Source organism: Pseudomonas sp. Root569 (assembly GCF_001427465.1).
In the GTDB taxonomy this organism is placed as follows: Bacteria; Pseudomonadota; Gammaproteobacteria; order Pseudomonadales; family Pseudomonadaceae; genus Aquipseudomonas; species Aquipseudomonas synxantha.
Window position 1 is genome coordinate 1 of record NZ_LMGQ01000008.1, and the last position, 24,451, is coordinate 24,451.

The 24,451-nt window shown below is 61.1% G+C and carries 24 protein-coding genes; 14 read left to right on the top strand and 10 right to left on the bottom strand.

Translation table 11 applies throughout. The annotated features are described in order from the left end of the window. Positions 1–156: 156 nt before the first annotated feature. Positions 157–414: a hypothetical protein gene (locus tag ASD70_RS09180; RefSeq protein WP_043051010.1), complete on the bottom strand. Its 258-nt coding sequence runs from the start codon at positions 412–414 to the stop codon at positions 157–159. A 157-nt stretch (positions 415–571) separates the two neighbouring features. Between ASD70_RS09180 and ASD70_RS09185 the strand changes: the two genes are divergently transcribed. The 4 genes from ASD70_RS09185 (at position 572) to ASD70_RS09200 (ending at position 4,286) form a co-directional block, all read left to right on the top strand. Further along, a complete protein-coding gene (locus ASD70_RS09185; RefSeq protein ID WP_056846270.1) occupies positions 572–1,048 on the top strand; it encodes a PaaI family thioesterase in 477 nt (158 codons plus the stop codon). Beyond that, positions 1,045–1,497 (top strand): PaaI family thioesterase, encoded by a 453-nt coding sequence (locus tag ASD70_RS09190; protein WP_056846271.1) that lies wholly within the window; start codon positions 1,045–1,047, stop codon positions 1,495–1,497. Before ASD70_RS09185 ends, ASD70_RS09190 begins: the two co-directional genes overlap by 4 nt. An 89-nt stretch (positions 1,498–1,586) precedes the next feature. Beyond that, positions 1,587–3,491 carry a molecular chaperone HtpG gene (htpG, locus tag ASD70_RS09195; RefSeq protein WP_056846272.1) on the top strand — a complete coding sequence of 635 codons (1,905 nt, stop codon included), beginning with the start codon at positions 1,587–1,589 and terminating at the stop codon, positions 3,489–3,491. A 66-nt stretch (positions 3,492–3,557) separates the two neighbouring features. After that, entirely contained in the window at positions 3,558–4,286 is a 729-nt protein-coding gene (locus ASD70_RS09200) for a dienelactone hydrolase family protein (protein WP_046069082.1), read from the top strand. Between the two features lie 399 nt (positions 4,287–4,685). Here the strand turns inward: ASD70_RS09200 and ASD70_RS09210 are convergent, their stop codons facing one another. Both ASD70_RS09210 and ASD70_RS09215 read right to left on the bottom strand, forming a co-directional pair. Then, positions 4,686–5,552, bottom strand: coding sequence for a pirin family protein (locus ASD70_RS09210; RefSeq protein ID WP_056846274.1), 867 nt, complete (start codon positions 5,550–5,552; stop codon positions 4,686–4,688). A 64-nt stretch (positions 5,553–5,616) separates the two neighbouring features. Then, positions 5,617–6,033: an OsmC family protein gene (locus ASD70_RS09215; RefSeq protein WP_043051254.1), complete on the bottom strand. Its 417-nt coding sequence runs from the start codon at positions 6,031–6,033 to the stop codon at positions 5,617–5,619. A 137-nt stretch (positions 6,034–6,170) separates the two neighbouring features. On the opposite strand from ASD70_RS09215, the gene ASD70_RS09220 reads away from it, so the two are divergent. Then, positions 6,171–7,193, top strand: coding sequence for an amidohydrolase family protein (locus ASD70_RS09220; protein ID WP_082561419.1), 1,023 nt, complete (start codon positions 6,171–6,173; stop codon positions 7,191–7,193). Positions 7,194–7,303: 110 nt separating this feature from the next. Here the strand turns inward: ASD70_RS09220 and fabB are convergent, their stop codons facing one another. The 5 genes from fabB to ASD70_RS09245 all read right to left on the bottom strand — a co-directional run bounded on the left by fabB (position 7,304) and on the right by ASD70_RS09245 (position 14,253). Continuing rightward, entirely contained in the window at positions 7,304–8,524 is a 1,221-nt protein-coding gene (gene fabB / locus ASD70_RS09225; protein ID WP_056846276.1) for a beta-ketoacyl-ACP synthase I, read from the bottom strand. Between the two features lie 11 nt (positions 8,525–8,535). Next, positions 8,536–9,051 carry a 3-hydroxyacyl-[acyl-carrier-protein] dehydratase FabA gene (gene fabA, locus ASD70_RS09230; protein ID WP_003190035.1) on the bottom strand — a complete coding sequence of 172 codons (516 nt, stop codon included), beginning with the start codon at positions 9,049–9,051 and terminating at the stop codon, positions 8,536–8,538. A gap of 249 nt (positions 9,052–9,300) precedes the next feature. Then, complete coding sequence (locus ASD70_RS09235; protein ID WP_046069078.1) at positions 9,301–11,202, bottom strand: ATP-binding protein; 1,902 nt, start codon at positions 11,200–11,202, stop codon at positions 9,301–9,303. Then, positions 11,199–12,128: an ABC transporter substrate-binding protein gene (locus ASD70_RS09240; protein ID WP_056846277.1), complete on the bottom strand. Its 930-nt coding sequence runs from the start codon at positions 12,126–12,128 to the stop codon at positions 11,199–11,201. Before ASD70_RS09240 ends, ASD70_RS09235 begins: the two co-directional genes overlap by 4 nt. A 1-nt stretch (position 12,129) precedes the next feature. Further along, complete coding sequence (locus ASD70_RS09245) at positions 12,130–14,253, bottom strand: TonB-dependent receptor plug domain-containing protein (RefSeq protein ID WP_330219683.1); 2,124 nt, start codon at positions 14,251–14,253, stop codon at positions 12,130–12,132. Positions 14,254–14,448: 195 nt separating this feature from the next. Between ASD70_RS09245 and ASD70_RS09250 the strand changes: the two genes are divergently transcribed. The 9 genes from ASD70_RS09250 to ASD70_RS09290 all read left to right on the top strand — a co-directional run bounded on the left by ASD70_RS09250 (position 14,449) and on the right by ASD70_RS09290 (position 22,552). Continuing rightward, positions 14,449–15,474, top strand: a complete 1,026-nt coding sequence (locus ASD70_RS09250; RefSeq protein ID WP_046069076.1) for an NAD(P)H-dependent glycerol-3-phosphate dehydrogenase — start codon at positions 14,449–14,451, stop codon at positions 15,472–15,474. A 7-nt stretch (positions 15,475–15,481) separates the two neighbouring features. Continuing rightward, complete coding sequence (locus ASD70_RS09255; RefSeq protein WP_177342315.1) at positions 15,482–15,832, top strand: DUF4389 domain-containing protein; 351 nt, start codon at positions 15,482–15,484, stop codon at positions 15,830–15,832. Continuing rightward, a complete protein-coding gene (gene sixA / locus ASD70_RS09260; RefSeq protein WP_046069075.1) occupies positions 15,829–16,278 on the top strand; it encodes a phosphohistidine phosphatase SixA in 450 nt (149 codons plus the stop codon). Before ASD70_RS09255 ends, sixA begins: the two co-directional genes overlap by 4 nt. A 340-nt stretch (positions 16,279–16,618) precedes the next feature. Beyond that, positions 16,619–18,268, top strand: coding sequence for an AMP-binding protein (locus ASD70_RS09265; RefSeq protein WP_056846280.1), 1,650 nt, complete (start codon positions 16,619–16,621; stop codon positions 18,266–18,268). Between the two features lie 30 nt (positions 18,269–18,298). Next, positions 18,299–18,742, top strand: coding sequence for a hotdog fold thioesterase (locus ASD70_RS09270; protein ID WP_043051244.1), 444 nt, complete (start codon positions 18,299–18,301; stop codon positions 18,740–18,742). A gap of 97 nt (positions 18,743–18,839) precedes the next feature. Next, complete coding sequence (locus ASD70_RS09275) at positions 18,840–19,643, top strand: alpha/beta fold hydrolase (RefSeq protein WP_046069073.1); 804 nt, start codon at positions 18,840–18,842, stop codon at positions 19,641–19,643. Next, entirely contained in the window at positions 19,640–20,494 is an 855-nt protein-coding gene (locus ASD70_RS09280; RefSeq protein WP_046069072.1) for an alpha/beta hydrolase, read from the top strand. Before ASD70_RS09275 ends, ASD70_RS09280 begins: the two co-directional genes overlap by 4 nt. Positions 20,495–20,596: 102 nt before the next feature. Continuing rightward, positions 20,597–21,415 (top strand): DUF4892 domain-containing protein, encoded by an 819-nt coding sequence (locus ASD70_RS09285; protein WP_046069071.1) that lies wholly within the window; start codon positions 20,597–20,599, stop codon positions 21,413–21,415. Between the two features lie 72 nt (positions 21,416–21,487). Next, the gene (locus ASD70_RS09290; RefSeq protein ID WP_056846281.1) at positions 21,488–22,552 is read left to right on the top strand and encodes an AI-2E family transporter; all 1,065 of its coding nucleotides are present in this window, start codon (positions 21,488–21,490) and stop codon (positions 22,550–22,552) included. A 5-nt stretch (positions 22,553–22,557) separates the two neighbouring features. Here the strand turns inward: ASD70_RS09290 and ASD70_RS09295 are convergent, their stop codons facing one another. Both ASD70_RS09295 and ASD70_RS09300 read right to left on the bottom strand, forming a co-directional pair. Further along, a complete protein-coding gene (locus ASD70_RS09295) occupies positions 22,558–23,592 on the bottom strand; it encodes a sensor histidine kinase (RefSeq protein ID WP_056846282.1) in 1,035 nt (344 codons plus the stop codon). Beyond that, positions 23,592–24,356, bottom strand: coding sequence for a response regulator (locus ASD70_RS09300; protein WP_046072533.1), 765 nt, complete (start codon positions 24,354–24,356; stop codon positions 23,592–23,594). Before ASD70_RS09300 ends, ASD70_RS09295 begins: the two co-directional genes overlap by 1 nt. Positions 24,357–24,451: the final 95 nt, after the last annotated feature.

Below are 24,451 nucleotides of genomic sequence, written 5' to 3' on the forward strand. Positions count from 1 at the left end.
CCTAGCGTGTAGTCACGCTGGCTCCGCCTTTTGCCCGAATCCATTGACTCCTCCTGAAGATAGGTCAGAAGGCGTAAACCTTATTCAGGACGGGACAAGCAGATAAAAAAAGCCCGCTATCTAAGCGGGCTTTTTTTGCGGAATCAGACCAGCCTATTAAGGCTTGGCAGGCTCTGCTGGTGCGGCAGGTGCAGCTTCTTTTGCGGCAGCTTCGTTAGCTTCAGCCTGAGCTTTGGCAGCATCAGCGTTTTCTTTCGCAGCGTCGTTCACTTTATCCTGTGCTTTAGCCATGTCTTGCTGAGCTTGCTCTTTATGGGCAGCAGCGTCTTGGGCTTTGTCTTCGGATTTCTTGTCGCAGGCAGCCAGGCCGAGGGCAGCGGCCAGCATCATGGAAATAGCTAATGTCTTGCGCATGGGGTGTTTCTCCTTATTGAAGATATCTACTGGCCTTTCGAGCCTAATGGGCCAGCATTAGTTCCTTTTATCCCACAGATATATATACGTTTTCGCACAGAAACTTTTTTCGGCGTTTTTAGTCCGCCGGATTCACACTAATAAGAGTCTAAAACCAATGACCGAAAACCCCTTGTTAGAGCGTGCCGCACGCTTTGTTTCGGCGCTGCGCCACTGCCAGGTGCTGGGTGTTGCCGTGCATGCGGCCAGTGAGGAGGGCATGACCCTCGTGCTGCCTTACGGCCCGCATATCATCGGTGATCCCCTGAGCGGGGTAATCCATGGTGGCGCGCTGACTTCCTTGAAGGACACGGCCTGCGGCATGGCCACCCTGTGCGTATTAGCCGAATTCGAGGTGTGCCCGACCCTGGACCTGCGCATCGACTACATGCACCCGGCCCAGCCCCTTAAGCCAGTCTATGGTTTTGCCCAATGCTACCGGGTCACCACTGATGTGATCTTTACCCGAGGTGTGGCCTACCAGGACGACCCGCAAGAGCCCATCGCCCACGTGGTGGGCACGTTCATGCGCATGGGCAAGCGTCTCAAAGGCACGCAGGGGCTAGGCAGCACGGTCAGGGGAGAGCAGACATGACCCATAGGTTCAAGACCCGCCTGGAGCAGGCCCTCGCTCGCGGCAATTACGACGCACTGCTGGACTTGGTGCCCTATGCCAAGCTTATCGGTGTCGAATGCACCCGGTTGGGGGATGAGCTGCTGTTTCGCCTGCCGGCCAGCAAGGACAATATTGGTAACCCGATATTGCCGGCGTTGCATGGCGGAGTGATCGCCGGCTTTATGGAGCTGTCGGCGTCGATGCACCTGCTGGTGTCTACCGGCGCTCCGAGCCTGCCGAAGATTATCGACTTCTCTCTGGATTACCTGCGCGCCGGCCAGTTTCGCGACACTTACGCCAAATGCCAGGTATGGCGCCAGGGCCGCCGTGTGGCGAATGTGGCGATCACCGCCTGGCAGAGCACACCGGCCGAACCGATTGCCACCGCCCGTGCACATTTCAAGATTGAGGATCTGGGCCGCCCTTGAAATCCTGGTCTTAGCCCCCAACTTTGATGACAACCCGCCGCCAACCCTCAAGGGCGCGGCCATTGCCATCCAATTGGAGTTTGATGACCATGAGTGTGGAAACTCAAAAGGAAACCCTGGGCTTCCAGACCGAGGTGAAGCAGCTGCTGCACCTCATGATCCATTCGCTGTATTCCAACAAGGAAATCTTCCTTCGCGAATTGATCTCGAACGCCTCTGACGCTGTCGACAAATTACGTTTTGAAGCCCTGTCCAAGCCGGAGTTGCTGGAAGGTGGCGCGGAACTGAAAATCCGTGTGAGCTACGACAAAGACGCCAAGACCGTCACCCTCGAAGACAACGGTATCGGCATGAGCCGTGAAGAGGCGGTTACCCATCTGGGTACTATCGCCAAATCCGGTACTGCGGATTTCATGAAGAACCTCTCGGGCGACCAGAAAAAAGATTCGCATCTGATCGGCCAGTTCGGCGTGGGCTTCTACTCGGCCTTCATCGTTGCCGACAAGGTCGAAGTGTTCAGCCGCCGTGCCGGGCTCGACGCCAGCGAAGGCGTGCACTGGGCTTCCAAGGGTGAGGGTGAGTTCGAAATCGCCACCATTGATAAGGCTGACCGCGGTACCCGCATCGTGCTGCACCTGAAATCCGGTGAAGACGAATTCGCCGATGGCTGGCGCCTGCGCAACATCATCAAGAAATACTCCGACCATATCGCATTGCCGATCGAATTGCCCAAGGAGCAAACCGCTGCCGAAGGCGAAGAGCAGCCGGCCGAGGAATGGGAAACCGTCAACCGTGCCAGCGCCCTGTGGACCCGTCCGCGTACCGAAATCAAGGACGAGGAATACCAGGAGTTCTACAAGCACATCGGTCACGACTACGAAAACCCGCTGAGCTGGAGCCACAACAAGGTCGAAGGCAAGCTGGAATACAGCTCGTTGCTCTACGTGCCGGCTCGCGCTCCGTTCGACCTGTACCAGCGTGAAGCGCCCAAAGGCCTGAAGCTGTATGTGCAGCGCGTGTTCGTGATGGACCAGGCCGAATCCTTCCTGCCGCTGTACCTGCGCTTTATCAAAGGTGTGGTCGACTCCAACGACTTGTCGTTGAACGTGTCGCGGGAAATCCTGCAGAAAGACCCGATCATCGATTCCATGAAGTCGGCGCTGACCAAGCGTGTGCTCGACATGCTGGAAAAACTGGCGAAGAACGAACCTGAGCAATACAAGAGCTTCTGGAAGAACTTCGGCCAAGTGATGAAGGAAGGCCCGGCGGAAGACTTTGCCAACAAGGAAAAAATCGCCGGCTTGCTGCGTTTTGCTTCGACTCAAGGCAGCGATGCAGAGCAGGTCGTGTCACTGGCCGAATACCTGGCCCGTGCCAAGGAAGGTCAGGACAAGATCTACTACCTGACCGGCGAGAAGTATGAAGCCGTCAAGGATAGCCCGCACCTGGAAGTCTTCCGCAAGAAAGGCATCGAAGTGCTGCTGCTGACCGACCGTATCGATGAGTGGCTGATGAGCTACCTCACCGAGTTCGACGGCAAATCCTTCGTCGACGTCGCCCGTGGTGACCTGGACCTGGGTAACCTGGACTCCGAGGAAGAGAAGAAAGAAGCCGAGGAAGTCGCCAAATCCAAAGAGGGCCTGGTTGAGCGGATCAAGGCGTCCCTGGGGGATGCGGTCAGTGAAGTACGGGTTTCCCATCGCCTGACCGACTCTCCGGCGATCCTGGCCATCGGCGAGCAGGACCTGGGCATGCAGATGCGCCAGATCCTCGAGGCCAGCGGCCAGAAAGTGCCGGACTCGAAGCCGATCTTCGAATTCAACCCGGCTCACCCGCTGATCGAGAAACTCGATGGCGAGCAGAGCGAAGAGCGTTTTGGCGATCTATCGCACATTCTCTTCGACCAAGCCGCCCTGGCAGCCGGCGACAGTCTGAAAGATCCAGCCGCCTATGTGCGCCGTCTGAACAAGCTGTTGGTTGAACTGTCGGTTTAATACCCGCGTAGAAAAACCCGCTTCGGCGGGTTTTTTCGTTTTACCGCACCTCAACTGGAGAAAATGATGAGCCAAGTCACTGTACGTTCCGTGGTCTATCAGATTGATGGTCAGTCTTATGAAAGCCGCCTGGCGTTCGATGCCAGTCACAAGGCCCCCCTGCCGGGGCTGTTGATGGCGCCAAACTGGATGGGGGTGAGTGCGGGCGCCGAGGAGATCGCCAAGCGTGTCGCCAGCAAAGGCTACGTGGTGCTGATTGCCGACCTCTACGGGCAAACCGTGCGTCCGAGCAATGGCGATGAAGCCGGCGCGGCGATGATGCCGCTGAAAAATGACCGCCCGCTGCTGAACAAGCGCATGCAAGCGGCCTTTGAACAGCTGCAAGGTCAGACCGAGGCGGCCGTCGATACGTCGAAGCTGGCGACCTTCGGTTTCTGCTTCGGCGGTTGCTGCTCCCTGGAGTTGGCGCGTACTGGGGCGCCGCTCAAGGCGGCGATCTCGTTCCACGGCACCCTTGATACGCCACGTCCGGCGGATGCGAAGAATATCAAGGGCTCGGTGCTGGTCTTGCACGGTGCTTCCGATCCGTTGGTACCCAAAGAACAACTGCCAGCGTTCGAAGATGAAATGAACGCGGCGGGTGTGGATTGGCAGTTGCTGAGCTACGGTGGCGCGGTGCATTCCTTCACCGACCCCGAGGCCAATGTGCCGGGCAAGATGATGTACGACGCCAAGACCGCTGCACGGGCGTTCCAGTCGATGCATAACTTGTTGGATGAAGTGTTCAAGGGCTGATTGCGCAGCCCTATCGGGGCATGGGGATCTACACATTGTGTAGCTCCCCGGTAACCACGATGCGCAGCGAGTCGCTCTTGATCTTGCTCTTGCTCTTGATCTGGCTTTTGATCTTAGGCGCCCCGTTAAACCACGCTGGCCTACGGGCACACCGAGCCTGGGCGAGGTGCCGAGTGGTGGGGCAAGAGCGTTTGGTTACTTTGCGCTTTTCAAAGTGACCCGCTGTAAAAGCGGAACCAATATTGGCCGTTGCCCAAATAACGGATATGTACTCGGTCTGATCCAACATTCTGGTCGGCTGTCAGGCCGCCATCGGGGGCAAGCCCCCTCCCACACTTGAACTGTGAACAGTCAAAAATGTGGGAGGGGCGGTGCGACGACTCGACTTGCTCCCGATGACTATCTAACAGGCAACTCAATTCTTTCTGATTCACCCGGTACCGTCGGCCAATCCCCAGCCGCCCACCGCTGCCGTGCCTGCTCGATCATCGCCGGATCGCTCGCCACGAAATTCCAGTTGATCCGCCGCGGTCCATCCAGCGGCGCGCCGCCAAACACCATCACATGGCAACCGGTTTCGGCAAACAGTGTCATCTCTTGCCCTGACGGCAATACCACCAGGCTATGCACTGCCAGCGGCTCGCCGTCGAGCTGCGCATCACCTTCCAGCACATACACCGCGCGTTGCTCATGCTCATCGGGGAGCAATAACGTGGTAGCCGTCTGCATCCGCACCTCGGCATATAACGTGGGCGAGAGCACAGGCACCGGAGACTTGAGACAGAAGCCATCACCGGCGATCAGACGCACCTGCACACCGAGATTATCGCTCACCGGCAAGCTCGCCGCCGGGTGATGGCTGTAGTGGCCAGGCCCGGTCTCGTGGTCCTTGGGTGAGGCCAGCCACACTTGCAGGCCATGCAGGCTGAAACCACTGGCCTTGAGCATGTCGGGTGTACGCTCGACATGGGCAATCGCGCTGCCCGCGGTCATCCAACTGACATCGCCGGCCTGCACCACTTGATCCGAGCCGAGGCTATCCTTGTGCTGCAAGGCGCCTTCAAACAGATAAGTGAGGGTGGACAGGCCGATATGCGGGTGCTGGCGGATATTCATGCCCGTGCCTGGTGCATAGCGGGTCGGCAGCATATGGTCGAAAAACACAAAGGGCCCGACGCTGCGGCATTCACGGGAAGGCAGTGGGCGCAGGATCGGCTGGCCTTCGACATCTTCGGCGCGGGGGCGGATCACGGTGAGGGTGGTCATGGGGCATCCCTGTCTGAGCGGGTTGGATGCGGCTGAGCATAACCCGCTCGATGGGAAGTTGGCGCTATGCGCTGAAGGCACCTTCCGATAATTTCGTCTCGATGCTGATTTCGGCGGTGGTCATCAGCTTGTGTACCGGGCACTTGTCCGCGACGCGATGCAACTCCTCACGCTGCTCATCGCTCAGCACGCCCTTGAGGGTCAATTTGACGCTGAGTTTGTATTTGCCTTTTTGCTCTTCGGCGGCGTCGTGGGTCACCTCAACGGTCACGCCGGTGAGCGGGATATCTTTCTTCTGCGCATAGAGTCTGACCGTCAAGGCTTTGCATGATGCCAGCGCTGCATCGAAATAATCGTGGGGAGAGGGTGCGGAGTCGTCGCCACCCAGACTCTTGGGCAGGTCAGTAAACAGCTCGTGGTTGTTGATATTGACGCTATGACGGAAGTTTTCAGCGTTCAGTGTATTGACGGTAACAGGCATGGCGAACCTCACAAGAGGGCAGGATGAAGGTCATGCAGTTATAGAGCATGCTGGCGCTCGAGTGTTCCAGTTTTTCCGCGTTGAACCGGGATGACTGGCGCAAGGTCTACCCGTATCAGCCTGATTGAGGTTTTATCGTGCTCCGAACCCGCTTGAGTCTCGCCTTGTTGCTCGCTGTCAGCAGTCTTGTCGTGCAGGCCCGTGACTATGCCTACAGTGACGCGCACCTGCATTACGTGGATTTTTTCCAGGAAACGGCAGGCATGGACAAACTGCTCAAGGCGATGGCCGAAAACCGCATCGAGCATGTGATGATTTCCGGTATCCCCGTGGCCAAGAAATGGCATGAAGACGAGCCCAAGCGCCCGCGCTACTACGCCGGTGATGACGCCGATGCCTATTGGTACAGTGCCACCGATGTGATTGTCGCGGCAGCGGTCAATAAGCTGGCCGCCGAACAACGCCAACACTTTCATCCGTTCCTGGCCGGCTTCAATCCCAACGACAAGAACTCCGCGGCGCATATCCAGCGCATGCTCGACCTCAATCCAGGGCTATGGCAGGGCATCGGTGAAGTGTTCACCCGGCACGACGACCTCACCGCCTTGACATCCGGCGACACGCCTCGGGCCAATAACGAGGCCATGACGCGCATCTATCACCTGGCTGCCGAAAACGACCTGCCGGTGATGCTGCACTCCAACATCACCTCCAAGCGCGAGCGCAACCCGCTGTATCTCGCGGAGGTCGAGGAGCCGTTGCGCAACCACCCGCACACACGCTTTATCTGGGCCCATGCTGGTACCAGCAAGGAAATCCACCGCCATCAGGTGCAGATGGACTTTTTACTGCCCACCTTGAACCGCATGCTCGAGGCGTACCCCAACCTGTATATCGACCTGTCCTGGAGCATGCTCAGGCCCTACCTGCTGGATGAGGCAGGTCAGCCTCGGCCGGAATGGGTGAAGTTGGTGGAGCGCTTCCCGGAGCGCTTTATGCTCGGTTCCGACGTGGTCGGGCGCTTCAATAAACTGGGCAAGGAAATGCGCCGCTTCGACCCGTTTCTCGATGCGTTGCCCGAGGACGTGGCCCGCAAGGTGGCGCGGGATAATTTCCTGGCGATACTGCCCAAGTCGCCTCGCAATGGCGTCACACCCTGATACTGCGTTTTTTGCCTTGACCGGTGCGAAGCAGGCGCCTCGGTTTCCGTTCACCCATAAAAAAGCCCCGAACCAGTCGGGGCTTTTTCAGGTGACTCAGCCTGCGGGGCTTACTTGCCCTGCCAGCGTTTCAGTACCAGGGTGGCGTTGGTGCCACCGAAGCCGAAGCTGTTGCTCATCACGGTGTCGACTTTTACATCTTCAACGGTCTTGGTCAGGATCGGCATATCGGCGACGACTGGGTCGATCTCGTCGATGTTGGCCGAGCCGGCCATGAAGTTGCCTTCCATCATCAGCAGGCAGTAGATCGCTTCGTGAACGCCAGCGGCGCCCAGGGAGTGACCGGACAGGCTCTTGGTGGAGCTGATTTTCGGAGCCTTGTCGCCGAATACCGCACGTACGCCTTCCATTTCCTTGGCATCACCGACCGGAGTCGAGGTGCCATGGGTGTTCAGGTAGTCGATTGGGGTATCCACGGTGGCCATCGCCATCTGCATGCACCGGATGGCACCTTCGCCGCTTGGCGCAACCATGTCGTAGCCGTCGGACGTTGCGCCGTAGCCAACGATTTCCGCATAGATCTTCGCGCCACGGGCCAGGGCGTGTTCCAGCTCCTCGACCACCACCATGCCACCACCGCCGGCGATGACGAAACCGTCGCGTTTGGCGTCGTAGGCACGGGAGGCTTTTTCCGGAGTTTCGTTGTACTGGGTGGACAGTGCGCCCATGGCGTCGAACAGGAACGACTGGCTCCAATGTTCTTCTTCACCACCGCCGGCGAATACGATGTCCTGCTTGCCCAGCTGGATCTGCTCAACGGCAGTTCCGATGCAGTGGGCGCTGGTAGCGCACGCGGAGGAGATCGAGTAGTTCACACCCTTGATCTGGAATGGCGTGGCCAGGCAGGCGGAAACGGTGCTGCCCATGGTCCGCGTGACACGGTAAGGGCCAACGCGCTTCACGCCTTTTTCGCGCAGGATGTCCAGCGCTTCCATCTGGTTGAGGGTCGATGCGCCGCCTGAGCCGGCGATCAGGCCGGTGCGCACGTTCGACACCTGGTCTTCGCTCAGGCCGGAATCGGCGATCGCGTCTTTCATGGCCAGGTAGGCGTAGGCGGCAGCSTGGCCGACGAAGCGATAGATCTTGCGATCGATCAGCTCTTCGAGGGGCAGGTCGATGGAGCCGGAAACCTGGCTACGCAGACCCATTTCGGCATATTCCGGGTTGAAGCGGATGCCAGGGCGACTTGCACGCAGGTTAGCGGTGACGGTCTCTTTGTCATTGCCCAGGCAAGAAACGATGCCCAGACCAGTGATAACGACGCGGCGCATGCGGATAACCCTTAAAAGTTGTCAGTGGAAGTGAATACGCCGACCCGAAGGCCTTCGGCAGTATAGATCTCGCGTCCGTCGACAGTCACCGAACCGTCGGCGATGGCCAGGTTCAGCTTGCCCTTGAGGACGCGCTTGATTTGAATGTTGTAGGTGACTTTCTTGGCGCTCGGCAGGACCTGGCCAAAGAACTTCACTTCGCCCGAACCCAGGGCGCGGCCGCGGCCCGGCAGGCCTTGCCAGCCCAGGTAGAAGCCGACCAGTTGCCACATGGCATCGAGGCCCAGGCAGCCTGGCATCACAGGGTCGCCTTCGAAGTGACAGGCGAAGAACCAGAGGTCCGGGGTGATATCCAGCTCGGCGACCAATTCACCTTTGCCGTACTTGCCACCCTCTTCGCTGATATGGGTGATGCGATCCACCATCAGCATGTTCGGGGCGGGCAGTTGCGCGTTACCTGGGCCGAACAGCTCACCGCGACTGCAGCGCAGCAGGTCTTCCCGAGTAAAGGCGTTTTGTTTGGTCATGCGAGCTCCTCAATAATCCCATGCGGCAGGGTAGGGTAAATCTTCCCGAACCGAATGAAGCGTTCATGCCTCATAGCGGCAGCCTACACATAGACTATTGCGTTGTAGTGAAAGTCACAGCGGCAAGGTACTGAATGTACACTTGTTCACTGAAATTTTAAACCGGGCCTGTTTATCGGCCCGTTCGGGTGCCTAAGACTGCCGCACTTTCGTCTTTCACGCCAGTCAGAGTTGGCTGATGGCGCGGCGCTATTGCACCCAGCGCTGCAGGATTTCCTGCAAATCCGTGCGTTTGAACGGCTTGGCCAGGTAATCGTTCATTCCGGCTGCCAGACACGCTTCGCGGTCACCCTGTAATGCGTTGGCCGTCAGGGCGATAATCGGCAGATCGGCGCAGCCGGGCAGTTGGCGAATCTGTCGAGTGGCTTCGTAGCCGTCGATCAACGGCAAGCGGCAATCCATCAGGATGGCGGTGAAAATCAGGCTCTCGGCGCTGCGGATCGCCTCGGCGCCATCGGTGGCCAGGCTGACTTCAAAACCCAGGCTGCGCAACATGGCTTCGACCACTGTGCGATTGACCGGGTTGTCTTCCACCAGCAACACGTGGCGTCCGTCGCCGGCACTGGTTTTGCCAACGGCGTCTGGAGCAATGGCCTGCACCTGGTGCTGGTCGATGGCCAGCGGGATTTCCAGGGTAAACACCGAGCCCCGGCCTTCTTCGCTCCGGGCCCGCAAGGTGCCGCCCATGCGCTCGGCCAGGGTGCGCGCAATTGGCAGTCCCAGACCGGTGCCGCCGTAACGTCTTGAAATGGAACTGTCGGCCTGCTGGAACGCATCGAACATCAGCTCCAGGCGTTCGGCAGAAATGCCAATACCGCTGTCGCGCACCGTGCAGGTGAACCAGACCAGTTCGTGGTCCAGGGTTTGCCAATGGGGCTCGACGGTCACGCTGCCATGTTCGGTAAATTTCAACGCGTTGCCGATCAGGTTGACCAGTACCTGCCGGATACGTGTCGGGTCGCCCCGCACTTGCAGGGCTTCCATGCCCGCGGGAATCGGCAACTCCAGGGTCAGCCCGCGCTGCTGGGCGCTGTGCTGGAAGGCCTGGGCGCAGCTGTTGATCAGGTCCGCCAGGTTGAAGGAAATATGTTCCAGTTCCAGTGCGGCGCGCTCAATGCGTGAGAAGTCGAGGATGTCGTTGATCACCTTGAGCAAGTGCTCGGTGGACTCGGAAGCCAGCGCCGCGTACTCGGTCTGTTCTTCGGTCATCTCGGTGGTTTCCAGCAGTTGCAGCATACCCAGCACACCGTTCATGGGCGTGCGCAGTTCGTGGCTCATCATCGCCAGGAATTCCGATTTGGCGTTGTTCGCACGCTCGGCTTCCTCGCGGGTCTGGATCAACTGGGCGATGGCTTGTTGCTGTTCGCGACTGGCTTGGTTGAGGCCCTCGGCCAGGTTGTTGATATGTCGCGACAGGTCGCCCAGCTCCGAGTCATCGACAATCGGCAGTGGGGTCTTGTAGTCGCCCTGCTGGATCGCCTTGACCGCGTTGCCCATGGCGCTGATCGGCTGCGACAGGCTCGCCGCCAGACGTCGCGCCAGCAGGAAAGTGAACAGCAGGGCGAACAGTGCCAGGACCCCGGCCTTGAACAGGATCTGTTGCTGGCGCTGGCTGAACGCGTCGTTGGACATGCCGACGATCACCCGGCCCAGGTAATCTGCGCGGGGTGCCATGGGGCCCTTGAGGTTGTCCAAGAGGAAGTCATTGCCCAGCTCGATATGTTGCAGGCGGATCGGCGCCTGGAACACTTTCACCGACAGTGAGCGGTCATGCTTCTCCGACGGTTGTTCGACATACACCAGGATGTTTTCGGCGCTGTCCTGAATCTCCAGGAAGCGTACGTGGGGCGTGGCCAAGGTCGCGCGCAGCAGGGATTCGAGCACATCGTTGTTGCCGGAAATCACCCCGTACTCGGTGGCGGGCGCCAGTTGGTTGGCGATCAGTTGGCCGGTGTGATCCAGTTCCTGGCGCAAATCCTGGATCCGCACGAAGGTAAAGAAACTGATTAACAGCAGGGTCAGCAACAGCGCGGGGCCCAGGGTAATGAGCTGGGTGCGGGTGTTGATATCCCAACGACGACGCAAGGTCATGGGCGTTTTTCTCCTTCGGCCAAGCGGGCGGCGACGGCGGCTTCATCGACCTGTTCGATGCCCAGTGAGCGCGCGACTTGCGGGTTGCCCACGACTTTGAAGTGTTCCGGGTACAAGGTCTGCGGCCAATTGGCCGGAGCGTGGTCCAGCAGGCGGTCCAGCACGGCGAGCCAGTCGGGCTGGTCACTGTAGGTGCTGGCCAGGCTGCCGGCCCTGACAAACCCGGCATTGGGGCCCACCAGCGGCAGTTGTTGGGCGTAGCTGCTCAGCAACAGGTTCTTTGCGGTTTTGGGGTTGTACAGTTGCGGGTCGTCGAGGCCGAGTAGCACGTCGCTGTTCTTGAACAGGGTTTGCAGCGCACGGCTGTCATTGGTGTTGTTCCACCGTTGCGGCACGATTTCCAGGCCCATGGGTTTGGCGAACTGCATCAGTTCGCGAAGCAGGAACTCGCTGTCGGCACCGTAAAGCACGCCGATGCGGCGGGCCTGGGGCAGGATGCTGGCGATCAGGTGCAACTGACGTTCCAGCGGCGGGTCACTCCACAGCAGGCTGATCTTCGCCGGATGCGTGTTGCCCATGCGTTGCCGGGCCTGCAGGCGGCTGATTCGCAGCACCAGGGTCGGCGGGCCTTGAGCGTCCTGCAGACGCCAATCCAGGCCGGGCAGGTCGAGGAGGATCAAGCGGGTGCTGACGGGCAAACGGCTCGGCGCTGGCAAGTCCTTGAGCGGGGTGAAGGTGATCTGGTCTCCGGGGCGCTGTTGCGCAAGGGCCTGGGTAAAGGCTTGTACGCCGGCACTGTCTTGGACTGCTGTCAGGAGGATGTCGGCGCTCCACGCCGGGGTCGCCAGCAGCAGGGCTGCCAGCAGCACGCCGCGGCACCAGCGCAGTGGAGTCCAGAAGAGGGTCATCCGTGACTGATCGCCCATGTCAGAAGTCCAGCTCCGCGCTGAAGTAGAGGACGTGACGATGATCGTAGTTATTGTCGGCCCAGGTAGTGGGCTGGTTATCAAGGCGTTGTTGCAGCATGCCGGCCAGTTCCACATTGGTCTTGGCCACTGCAATGCGCTTGGCCACCCGCAGGTCCACCCGTTGGAAGCGATATTGATTGAGTGCGTCGTCGCCATAATAGAACACTGCGCTGGACCAACCCTGGCCCCATTCACGCAACCATCCGGCCGAACCGCTGTTGCGGGCGGTTTGCGCCTTGTCCAACGGGTTGCTGGAGGAAGCGTCGACATAAGCATAGGTCAGGCGCAGGCGGTCGGCGTTGCTCACGCGCCAGTCCAACTGTGATTCTGCCCCGGTAAAGCGCGAGCTGTTGGCGTTGCTGGCGATGTATTGGTTGTTGCGCAGTGGCGAGCTGATCATGTCGGTGATTTCGTCATAGAACAGCTTCACGTCGACATTCAGCCCCAGGTCGGCAAAGAAACCGTTGTAGCCCAGCTCTCGTGAGCGCATCAATTCTTTGTCGAGGTTGCCGGGGCCGCGCGTCACGACAAAATATTGCCCGGAATCTTGCCCATAGGTCGGGGAGCTGAGATTGGTGACGAGGTAGCTCCAGTTGACGTTGTTCTCGAACATGTCCGGCGAGCGGACCGCTTCGGAGTAAACCGCCCGCAAGCCATGGCGCGGGTTGATCAGGTAATTGACCGCCACCCGCGGCGTCAGGGAGTTGCCGCTCAGGTGGGTGTCTTCGTACATGGCGCCGCCTTGCAGCAGCCAGTGTTCGCTGGGCCGCCATTCCAGCTGGCCGAACAGGCGCCAGGTGGTGTCGTCCAGTGTGCCGTTGAAGTAGGTGTCCGAGTCGGCGCGGTCATAGCGGTAATTGAAACCGCTGAGCAGGCGCAGGCTGTCGGACAGGCTGAGGGTGTCTTGCAGTTCCAGGTCGTAGCGGCTTTCCCGGGTACTTTGGTCGATATCGCCGCAGACAGGGTCCTTGCCACCCTGGTGTTTCCACTGATCGAGCACTTGATTGGCCAGAGCCTGTTCAGCGGCGCCGCCGGGTGGGGCGGAGCCTTGGCTGTAGGTCTCCATGTTGCGAGCCAGCCGTTCGGCGTAATTGGGGTTGAGCTGCCATAACTGGGTCAGCTGCGGGCTGAATGAGACCTTGGCGTCACAGGCTTTCCAGATTTGCCGGCGATCCCACTGCTGCGCCGATCCCTGGATGTAGAGGCTGTGGTCGGGGTTGAAATCGAAGTTCCAGCGCAATGAGCCTGCGTAGTCCTTGGCGGTAATGTCGGAGTTGTTGCCGCCTTCGGTAATGCCATCAAATACCGGCGTGTAGGTATAAGGGCGCTGGTTGGTGCCTTCCTTGACGCTCAGCTGCCAGCCGAGGCTCTGTTGCGCGTTCAGGGTCTGGCTTACCGCCAGGCTGAAACGGTTGAGACGCCGTCCATCACGGCGGTCGGCGCCGACGGCATTACTGTCAAAGCCATCGTCCTGTTGCCCGGACAGGGACAGGCGCAAATCGCCGGTCTCCCAGCCCACACCCTGGCTGGCATAGAAGTCGTTGATCCCGCGTTCACCACGGGTGACCTTCATGCGCGAACCCTGGCTGTTGGCCGGCGAGCGGGTGAGGATATTCACCACCGCCATCAGCGCATTGGCGCCATAGCTGACGGTGTTGGGGCCGCGAAATACCTCGATGCGCTCGATATCCTCCATGGCTACCGGGATATCGCTCCAGTCCACCGTGGCCAGGCCGGCGCGATACACCGAGCGACCGTCGATCAACACCTGCATGCGCCGTGCATCACTGGCGCTGGTGCCGTGGTAGTTCACCGACGCCTGGTTGCCGGTGGTGTAGCCGACCATCATCCCGGGCACCAGCCGCAGCAGTTCCGAAATGTCCCGGGCGCCGCTGGCCTTGATCAGCTCGCTGTCGATCACCGTCATGCTGCCGGGCACGGCGGCGGCCGATTGCTTGAGGCGCGTGGCGGTCAAGACCTGCGGCAGCGGTTGGCCGTCGAGAAACAGATCGTCAGCCAGTGCAGGCAGGCTGCACAAGAGCATCAACAATAGAGATGAGCGAGGAGGAGGGCCCAGATACACGGCACGGCCTTGTTAATGACGGATAGCCGCCCATGTTAACTGAGGCGGGACTATTTGCCAGTCGTCGGATTTGCAATTACCTAGCACAGGCGTGGCATTTTCCGACAGGCGTGCGAATTGATACGGGGGCTGGCCGCAAGCGGGGCGCCCCGTATAATGCCGCCATCGCCACTGGTATGGATTAACGGATTGCATATGACAGAACAGCGCCCTATCGCGGTCCTGGGAGGCGGAAGTTTTGGTACCGCCGTGGCTAACCTGCTGGCCGAGAACGGCCAGACGGTGCGTCAGTGGATGCGCGACCCCGAGCAGGCCGAAGCGATTCGCGTGCATCGTGAAAACCCCCGTTACCTTAAAGGCATCAAGATTCATCCGGCGGTCGAGCCGGTCACCGATCTGCTGGACACCCTCACGGCCTGCGACCTGTGCTTTGTCGCGCTGCCCTCCAGCGCTTTGCGCTCGGTGCTGGCCCCCCATGCCGAACGCCTGGCAGGCAAGCTGCTGGTCAGCCTGACCAAGGGTATCGAGGCCCATACCTTCAAGCTGATGAGTGAAATCCTCACGGAGATCGCGCCTCAGGCGCGCATTGGCGTGCTGTCCGGGCCGAACCTGGCGCGGGAAGTCGCCGAGCACGCCCTGACGGCCACGGTGGTCGCCAGCGAAGACGAAGCCTTGTGCGAGCGTGTGCAGGCGGTGTTGCATGGCCGTACTTTCCGGGTCTATGCCAGTGCCGACCGTTTTGGCGTCGAATTGGGCGGCGCGCTGAAAAACGTCTACGCGATCATTGCCGGCATGGCCGTAGCCCTGGGCATGGGGGAAAACACCAAGAGCATGTTGATCACCCGCGCCTTGGCCGAGATGACCCGCTTTGCGGTGAACCAGGGCGCCAACCCGATGACGTTCCTCGGCCTGGCAGGCGTGGGCGACTTGATCGTCACCTGCTCATCGCCCAAGAGCCGTAACTATCAGGTCGGGTTTGCCCTGGGCCAGGGCCTGAGCCTGGAGGAGGCGGTGACGCGCCTGGGCGAAGTGGCCGAAGGGGTCAACACCCTTAAGGTACTCAAAGCCAAGGCCCAGGAAGTCGGCGTGTATATGCCGCTGGTCGCCGGGCTGCACGCGATCCTGTTCGAAGGGCGCACCTTGGACCAGGTCATCGAGCTGTTAATGCGGGCCGAGCCCAAGACCGATGTCGACTTTATTTCCACCAGTGGTTTCAACTGAGGAACGCATCATGAACGATCCGAAAGCCGCCCCCAAATACGAGTCGATTGCCTTGCGCGTCCTGTGGATGCTGGTATTCGCGCTGGTGTGGCAGGTGGCGCAATTGCTGCTCGGCGCGCTGGTGGTGGTACAGCTGGTTTACCGTCTTATCTACGGCGCACCTAACCTGGGCCTGATGAACTTTGGTGACAGCCTCAGCCAGTTCCTCGCGCAGATCGGTCGCTTCGGCAGCTTCCATACCGAGCAAAAGCCCTGGCCGTTCGCCGATTGGCCAGCCCCGCGTGCCCCGGAAGGCGAAGCCGCTCACAGCGTGCCACCGGCTCCGCACCCCGCGCGTGATGAAGAGCCAAAACTATGAAGTTGTGGATTCTGCGCCACGGTGAGGCCCAAGGGCATGCCCGTACCGACGCCGAACGCAACCTCACCGAGCATGGGCGCGCCGAAGTATTGCGCAGCGCGGCGCACCTGATTGGCCAGCCCCTCAGCGCCATCATTGCCAGCCCCTATGTGCGGGCGCAGCAGACGGCGCAATTGGTGCAGGAAGCGTTGGGGTTCAAGCCGCAAATCCGAACGGTGCCGTGGCTGACGCCCGACGGTAACCCGCAGCAGGTGCTGGAAAAACTCGACACCGACGACAACGTACTGCTGGTCAGCCACCAACCTCTGGTGGGTAGCCTGATCAGCTTTCTGCTGCACGGGCACCAACGCCAGCCGCAGCCGATGTACACGGCCAGCCTCGCAGAGCTTGAGGGGGACTTTCCGCTGGCCGGCTTGATGAGCCTGGTCGATGTGAAGAACCCGTAGATAGGTATTTACACAGCGGTGGTGCGACGCTGGACCTGTGGCCTGACGACGATCTAAATGTGGGAGGGGGCTTGCCCCCGATGGCGGTGAGCCAGCTCCAGATGAATTTGCTGACACTCCCTCATCGGGAGCAAGCCCCCTCCCACATTGGATCCTCGCTGTCTTGAGCATTTCGTTCGCTTGACTGACCGGGGCCGCGCCAAAATCATGTAGACACCTATGCCTCGATAGCGGCCTTATAGCCTATAGCTCTAGCAGGCCGTTGCCTTTGTATGTGCTATACAGTCAACCAAGCAAGTGCTTGGTTGACTGTTTGGCGGATCACAAAGGAGCGCGTCCCATGCCTGTCGCTTTTCGTTTGCCGTTGCAGGTTTTCTTCGAGCGTGAAGCGCGGCACCCGCGCAAGGATTTCCTGGTGCAGCCCCTCGATGGCGGCGAGGTGCAGACCCTGACCTGGGGCGATGTCGGCCACCAGGCCCGCTGCGCCGCCCATTGGCTGCGTGGCCGGGAGTTGCCCCAGGGCTCGCACATCGCCCTCATCTCAAAGAATTGTGCGCACTGGATCATCGCCGACCTGGCCATCTGGATGGCCGGGCATGTCTCGGTGCCGCTCTATCCCAACCTGACCGCCGACTCCGTAGCCCACGTGCTGACCCATTCCGAGGCGGCGCTGGCGTTGATCGGCAAGCTGGATGATTGGCCGGCAATGGCGCCGGGTATTCCAGCGGGTGTGCCAACCATCAGCCTGCCGCTGTGCCCGGCGGGGACGTTCGATTTCAGCTGGGTGGACCTGCAAGCCTGCTCACCGATCCAGGACAACCCCGAACCTCTTGCCTCGACACTGGCCACCATTGTCTATACCTCCGGGACGACCGGGCTGCCCAAAGGCGTGATGCACACGTTCGGTGCCCTGGGCTTTGCCGCTACCCGCGGCACCGAGTTGTTTGGCCTGGGGGAGGGTGACCGGCTGCTGTCCTACCTGCCGCTGTGTCATGTGGCCGAACGCATGTTTGTGGAAATGGCCTCGATCTACACCGGGCAAACCGTGTTTTTTGCGCAAAGCCTGGAGACCTTCCTGACCGATTTGCGCAGGGCACGGCCGACGGCCTTGTTTGGCGTGCCGCGTATCTGGACCAAATTCCAACTGGGGGTGTACGCCAAGCTCCCGGAAAAGCGCCTCGAGACCCTGTTGAGCCTGCCGTTCATCGGCAAGCGTGTCGGCCATAAAGTGCTGGCGGGCCTGGGGCTGGATGCGCTGCGCATTGCCCTGTCCGGCGCGGCACCGGTGCCCGAGGCGCTGTTGCGCTGGTATCAGCGCCTGGGCCTGGATGTGCTGGAGGTGTATGGCATGAGCGAAAACTGCGGCTACTCCCATGTGTGTACCCCGGGTGCGCAAAGGCTTGGCTGGATCGGCCTGCCATGCCCTGGCGTGGAAGTGCGCATCGACCCCTCGGGCGAGGTGCAGGTGCGTAGCGGCGCGACCATGCTGGGCTATTTCAAGGACCCGCAGAAAACCGCTGAAACGCTCACCGAGGACGGCTTCCTGCGTACCGGCGACAAGGGCGAGCAGGACGCTGACGGTCGCCTGCGCCTGACCGGGCGCCTCAAGGAGATCTTCAAGACCAGCAAAGGCAAATACGTAGCCCCGGCACCGATTGAAAATCGCCTGGCCGAACATGCGCGCATCGAACAGGTCTGTGTGGTCGGGGAGGGGCTCGGCGCACCGATAGGGCTTTGCGTGTTGTCGGCGCCGCATGAGGACCGTCGAACCCTTGGCGCCGGTCTCGAGCACTGGCTGGAACAGGTCAATGCTGCCCTGGATAAACATGAGCGCCTGCGCCAGCTGGTGGTGGTGAAAGACAGTTGGGCGGTGGAAAACGGCTTCCTGACCCCGACCTTGAAGATCAAGCGCAACGTGATCGAGTCGACGTACGGGCCACAATTGCAGGCATGGAGCGCGCGCACCGAAACCGTTCTGTGGCAGGATTAGGCACGTAATAAAATCAACAAGGACAACCCCATGAGCCTGTGGCGCACCCAACCGAATATCGAACAACTCAATGCGATGCAGAAAAACACCATCGGCGAGTTGCTGGATATTCGTTTCGAAAGCTTCGACGACGAATCCCTCACCGCCAGCATGGTGGTCGATCACCGCACCCATCAGCCTTACGGGCTGTTGCACGGCGGCGCCTCGGTGGTGCTGGCCGAGAGTGTCGGCTCCATGGCGGCCTACCTGTGCATCGACGCGAGCAAGTTCTATTGCGTGGGCCTGGAGGTCAATGCCAACCACCTGCGTGGCGTGCGTAGCGGGCGGGTGACGGCGGTGGCCAAGGCTATTCATATCGGGCGCACGACCCAGGTTTGGGACATCCGCCTGAGCAGCGACGACGGCAAGGCCAGCTGTATCTCGCGGCTGACCATGGCCGTGGTGCCGCTGGGCGAAAAACCACCGGCGCGATAGGCGTGGCGTGAGTGTCATCATTCCTGGCAGTTACAGTCATTGCCGCAGGACGCCGGCATGGTGACAATCCACCTCTGTTTTCGTCGATGGAACCTGTATGCCGCAGCACGTGTTTTTTACCCACGCCAATGGCTTCCCATCGGCCACTTACGGCAAGCTGTTTGCCGCCCTGGCCCCGGAATATGCGGTGGCGCACCTGCCGCAGCACGGTCACGACCCCAGGTTCCCGGTGGACGATAACTGGCAGAACCTGGTGGATGAGTTGATCCACCATCTGCAACAGCAGCCGGAGCCGGTGTGGGGCGTGGGCCATTCCCTCGGGGGCGTGCTGCACTTGCACGCAGCCATGCGTTGCCCGCAGTTGTACCGGGGCGTGGTAATGCTGGATTCGCCGGTGCTGACCCGGGCAGACCGCTGGGTGATCCGTGCCGCCAAGCGTTTTGGCTTCATCGACCGCCTGACGCCGGCTGGGCGCACCCTCGGTCGCCGTGAAGAGTTCACCGACCTTGAAGCCGCACGCAGCTATTTTGCCGGCAAGACCCTGTTTCGTGGCTTTGATCCCGATTGTTTTGACGCGTACCTGCAACATGGCCTGCAGCAAGTGGGCGACCGCCTGCGCCTGCGTTTCGATCCGGCCACCGAAATCAGCATCTATCGCGGCGTACCCCACACCAGCCCGGGCCAGGTGCGCCAATTGAAGGTGCCGCTGGCGGTGGTGCGTGGGCGCCAGAGCCGTGTGGTGATGCGCCACCATGCCAGCGGCGTCGACCGCCTGCCCATGGGCGAAATGCTCACCATGCCGGGCGGCCATATGTTCCCCCTGGAACGCCCCCAGGACACCGCCACCTTGATCAAGAACCTGTTCGCCCGCTGGCAAGCCCGCGAGCGCAGTTGCGCATGAGCACACCTGTCGAAGAAGTTCGCCTGAGCCTGCCGCACATCGAGTTGGCGGCTCATCTGTTCGGCCCCGAGGATGGCCTGCCGGTGATCGCCCTGCATGGCTGGCTGGACAACGCCAATAGCTTTGCGCGCCTGGCGCCGAAGCTGCACGGCTTGCGTATTGTCGCGCTGGACCTGGCGGGGCACGGGCACTCGGACCATCGTCCGGCAGGGGCCGGTTATGCCTTGTGGGATTATGTCTATGACGTGCTGCAGGTCGCCGAGCAATTGGGCTGGCAACGTTTTGCATTACTTGGCCATTCCCTGGGTGCCATCGTTTCCCTGGTGTTAGCTGGGGCCTTGCCGGAGCGTGTGACGCACTTGGGTTTGATCGATGGGGTGATCCCTCCGACCGCCAGCGCCGAGAACGCGGCCGAACGCCTGGGCATGGCCTTGCAGGCGCAAATGAGCCTGCAAGACAAGCGTAAGCCTGTCTACGGCACGCTCGATCGAGCGGTTGAGGCGCGGATGAAGGGCGTGGTGGCGGTCAGTCGTGAAGCCGCGGAACTGCTGGCCCAGCGCGGCCTGATGCCAGTGCCGGGCGGTTACACCTGGCGCAGCGACAGCCGCCTGACCCTGGCATCGCCGACGCGCCTGACCGATGAGCAGGCCATGGCTTTCGTAAGGCGCGTAGGTTGCCCTACGCAGTTGGTGGTCGCGGCTGACGGCATGCTGGCGAAACATTCCGAATTGCTTTCCCAGCTACCCTTCACCGTTGCCACGCTGCCAGGCGGCCATCATTTACACCTGAATGACGAGTCCGGCGCTGCTCTTGTTGCAGACTGTTTCAATCGGTTCTTCTCCACGCCTTGACTTGGCGGGGTCAACTGCCGAGGCTGGGCGGATTGAAAGGGAGTCAACCATGTACACACTCAATATCGCTGTGACCTCCATTGGCCAGGACTCATTGATCCGATGAGCCTGGGTAAAGGATGTCTCCGTGCCCTTGGCCTTTGCTGTTTCAGCCCCCTGGTGTTCGCCGCTGACGTGTCGGGCAGCCAGGATCTGCCTGCCGTGGCCCGCCAGGTTGACGCGCAGATCGTCGATTATCGCCCCGCCGAAGAAAAGGAACGCATCTACCCCATGGGCGCGATCCGCAAGATCAGCGGCCAGTTGCGCTACGAGGGCCAGGCCACCGCGCGTGGCCAAGCCACTGCAATCACCTATGAATTGCCCGCCGAGCACAGCTCCAGCGCGGCCTTTACCGCAACGCGCGAAGCATTACAGGCCAAGGGCGCGCAGTTGTTGTTCTGGTGCCAGGCCCGCGATTGTGGCGAAAGCAGCCTGTGGGCCAATGAAGTGTTCGGCAACGCCAAGCTGGTGGGGGCCGACGGCCAGCAGGAGTACTTGCTGCTGCGCCTGGCCGCTCCGCAGGACAATTCCCTGATCGCGCTGTACGGCATCACCCGCGGTAACCGTCGCGCTTACCTGCATGTCGAGCAACTCGACGCCAGCGCGCCTTTGGGTAATCTGCTGCCGACCTCCGCCACTCTGTTGCGTGAACTGAAAAGCACCGGCGAGCTGGACTTTCCGGCGCTGGGTGCCGAACCTGACGCCACGTGGCTGACCTTGATTTCCCGCGGCCTGAACCTCGACACCACCTTGCGCATCAGCCTGACCGGGCCCACCGCCGAAACCTGGCGCCAGGGCCTGATCGATGCCGGCGTGCGCGCCGCACGTCTGGAAACCGGCACCGGTGACGCTAAAGGATTGCACCTGCATCTGATACGCTGACCGTCATCAGGCGAACGGACCCGCGCCGTTCGCCTAAGCTCTCTTCCAATAGCCTTAGTCTCGAGATACCCGATGCTCAATAACGATCGCCTGCTGGTGCAAATCCTGCTGCTGGTGCTGTTCGGTGCCAGCTTCTGGGTCATGGCGCCGTTCTGGTCGGCGCTGTTCTGGGGGGCGGTGCTGGCATTTGCCAGTTGGCCGCTGATGCGTTTGCTCACGCGCTGGCTGGGTGGCCGGGAGTCCCTGGCCGCCGGCATCCTGACCCTGGGCTGGATGTTGCTGGTGGCAGTGCCGCTGGTATGGCTGGGGTTCAACCTCGCCGACCACGTGCGCGATGCAGTGGCGCTGATCAAGGATATCCAGGTCGACGGCTTGCCCGAGGCGCCGTCCTGGCTGGGTTCGATTCCGTTGGTCGGCGAGCGCCTGGCGGGAATGTGGGACAGCATCGATCAACAAGGCGCGGCGCTGATGGTCAGCATCAAGCCGTACCTCGGCCAGGTCGGCAACTGGTTGCTGGCGCGCAGTGCGCAAATTGGCGGCGGCATCCTCGAGCTGACCCTGAGCTTGGTCTTCGTGTTCTTTTTCTACCGTGACGGGCCGCGCCTGGCGATGTTTGTGCACCGCCTGCTGGAGCGCCTGATCGGCGAGCGCGCCGGCTATTACATCGAACTGGTGGCCGGCACTGTGCAACGGGTGGTCAACGGTGTGATCGGTACCGCAGCGGCCCAGGCCCTGCTGGCGCTGATCGGCTTCCTGATCGCTGGCGTGCCCGGTGCGCTGGTGCTGGGTATTGTCACCTTCCTGCTCAGCCTGATCCCCATGGGCCCGCCGCTGGTGTGGATCCCGGCCACGGCCTGGCTGGCGTGGAAAGGCGACTACACCTATGCCGTGTTCCTGGGTGTATGGGGCACGTTCGTGATCAGTGGCGTGGATAACGTGCTAAAGCCGTACCTGATCAGCCGTGGCGGCAACCTGCCGCTGGTGATTGTGCTGCTGGGCGTGTTTGGCGGCTTAATAGCGTTCGGCTTTATCGGCCTGTTTATCGGCCCGACCTTACTGGCGGTGGCCTACAGCCTGCTGACAGATTGGAGCGCCACTCAGGCGCAAGTCCGCCGCGAAGACAAACCCTGTGACTGAGGCGTTCAGGCGCGGGGCAGCCACATGACGGCGGTCAGCCCGCCACCAGGTGTTTCTTCCAGGCTCAAGCGGCCGCCCAAGCGCTCCGCCGCTTCCTTGGAAATCGTCATGCCCAGGCCGACGCCGCCGGAGTTGCGGTTGCGTGACCCTTCGAGTCGGTAAAACGGCTCGAACACCGCCTCACGCTTGTCGGCTGCAATGCCCGGGCCATGGTCGATCACGCGAATGACCAGCGCGTCGCTCCTGTCCGTCAGTTCGATATATGCCGTGCCGGCATAGCGCAGGGCATTGTCGATCAGGTTGTTGAGGCATGAGCGCAAGGCCATCGGCTGTACTTGCAACGGTGCACAGGTACCGGAAAATTGCACATCGCTGCCTTGGTCCTGGGCGTTTTCGCTGAGGGACTCCACCAGCGCCTGCACATCAAGCCAATGCCGTGTCTCGCTGGTGCGTTGTTCGTGCAGGTAGCTCAGGGTGGCATCGAGCATGCCGATCATGTCGTCCAGGTCCTGGCGCATCTGGCCTTGCAGTTGGGTGTCCTCGATCTGTTCCAGGCGCAGCTTGAGGCGCGACAGCGGGGTGCGCAGGTCGTGGGAGACCGCACCGAGCATGCGCGCACGCTGGCTGACTTGCTCGCGGATACGCTTTTGCATGAGGTTGAAGGTCGACGCGGCCTGCCGTGCTTCGCGCGGGCCGGACTCCACCAGGGGCGGGCTGTCGAGGTCGATGCTCAAGCGCTCGGCCGCCGCGCTCAGGCGCTGGATCGGCCGACTCAGCAGCTTGGCACCGTACCAGGCGGCGATGATCAACGAGATAAATTGAAACGTCAGCGGTACCAACGGCCCACCAAACCAAGGGCGAGGTTCCTTGCGCAGTGGCTTGAGGGTGCCGTCCGGTTGTTCGACGAACACCTCGGGAGGCGGGGGAGGCGGCCGGCCGTAGTGGTGGAACCAGAAGATCGCCAGCACGTGGGCCAGCACAATAGCCACCAGCAATAGGCCGAACAATCGCCCGAACAGCGTATTGAGGGTGGCACGCATCAACCGATATCCCGGGCGTCGAACAGGTAGCCTTCGCCGCGTACGGTCTTGATCAGTTGTGGCGCCTTGGGATCATCTCCCAGCTTCTGGCGCAAGCGCGACACCAGCAAGTCGATGCTGCGATCAAAGGCTTCGATGGAGCGGCCACGGGCGGCATCCAGCAATTGTTCGCGACTCAGCACACGGCGCGGGCGTTCGATGAAGACCCACAACAGGCGAAACTCGGCGTTGGACAGCGGCACCACCAGGCCGTCATCGGCCACCAACTGGCGCAGCACACTATTGAGGCGCCAATTGTCGAAGCGAATGTTGGTGCGTTGCTCGCTGCGGTCATCGCGCACCCGGCGCAGGATGGTCTGGATGCGCGCGACCAGCTCCCGGGGCTCGAACGGTTTGGACATGTAGTCATCGGCGCCCAGTTCCAGGCCGATGATGCGGTCGGTGGGTTCGCAACGGGCGGTGAGCATCAGGATCGGAATGTCCGACTCAGCGCGTAACCAGCGGCACAGCGACAGCCCGTCCTCGCCCGGTAGCATCAGGTCGAGCACCACCACATCGAAGGTTTCGGCTTGCATGGCTTGGCGCATGGCGGTGCCGTCGGTGACACCCGAGGCGAGGATATTGAAGCGCGCCAGGTAGTCGATCAGCAGTTCGCGGATCGGCACGTCGTCGTCGACAATCAGCGCACGGGTATTCCAGCGCTTGTCTTCGGCGATAACCGCGTCTTTTGGCTCTTCGGTTACGGGGGCGGAGGGGGTATGCATAGTGCGATCATCTGCCTGGGTTGTTGCGGTCAGCATAGGCGCCCGGTTCCAAGCCTGGAAGTACCGGGCGGGCGGTCACGTGCGCGAGGCTAGGC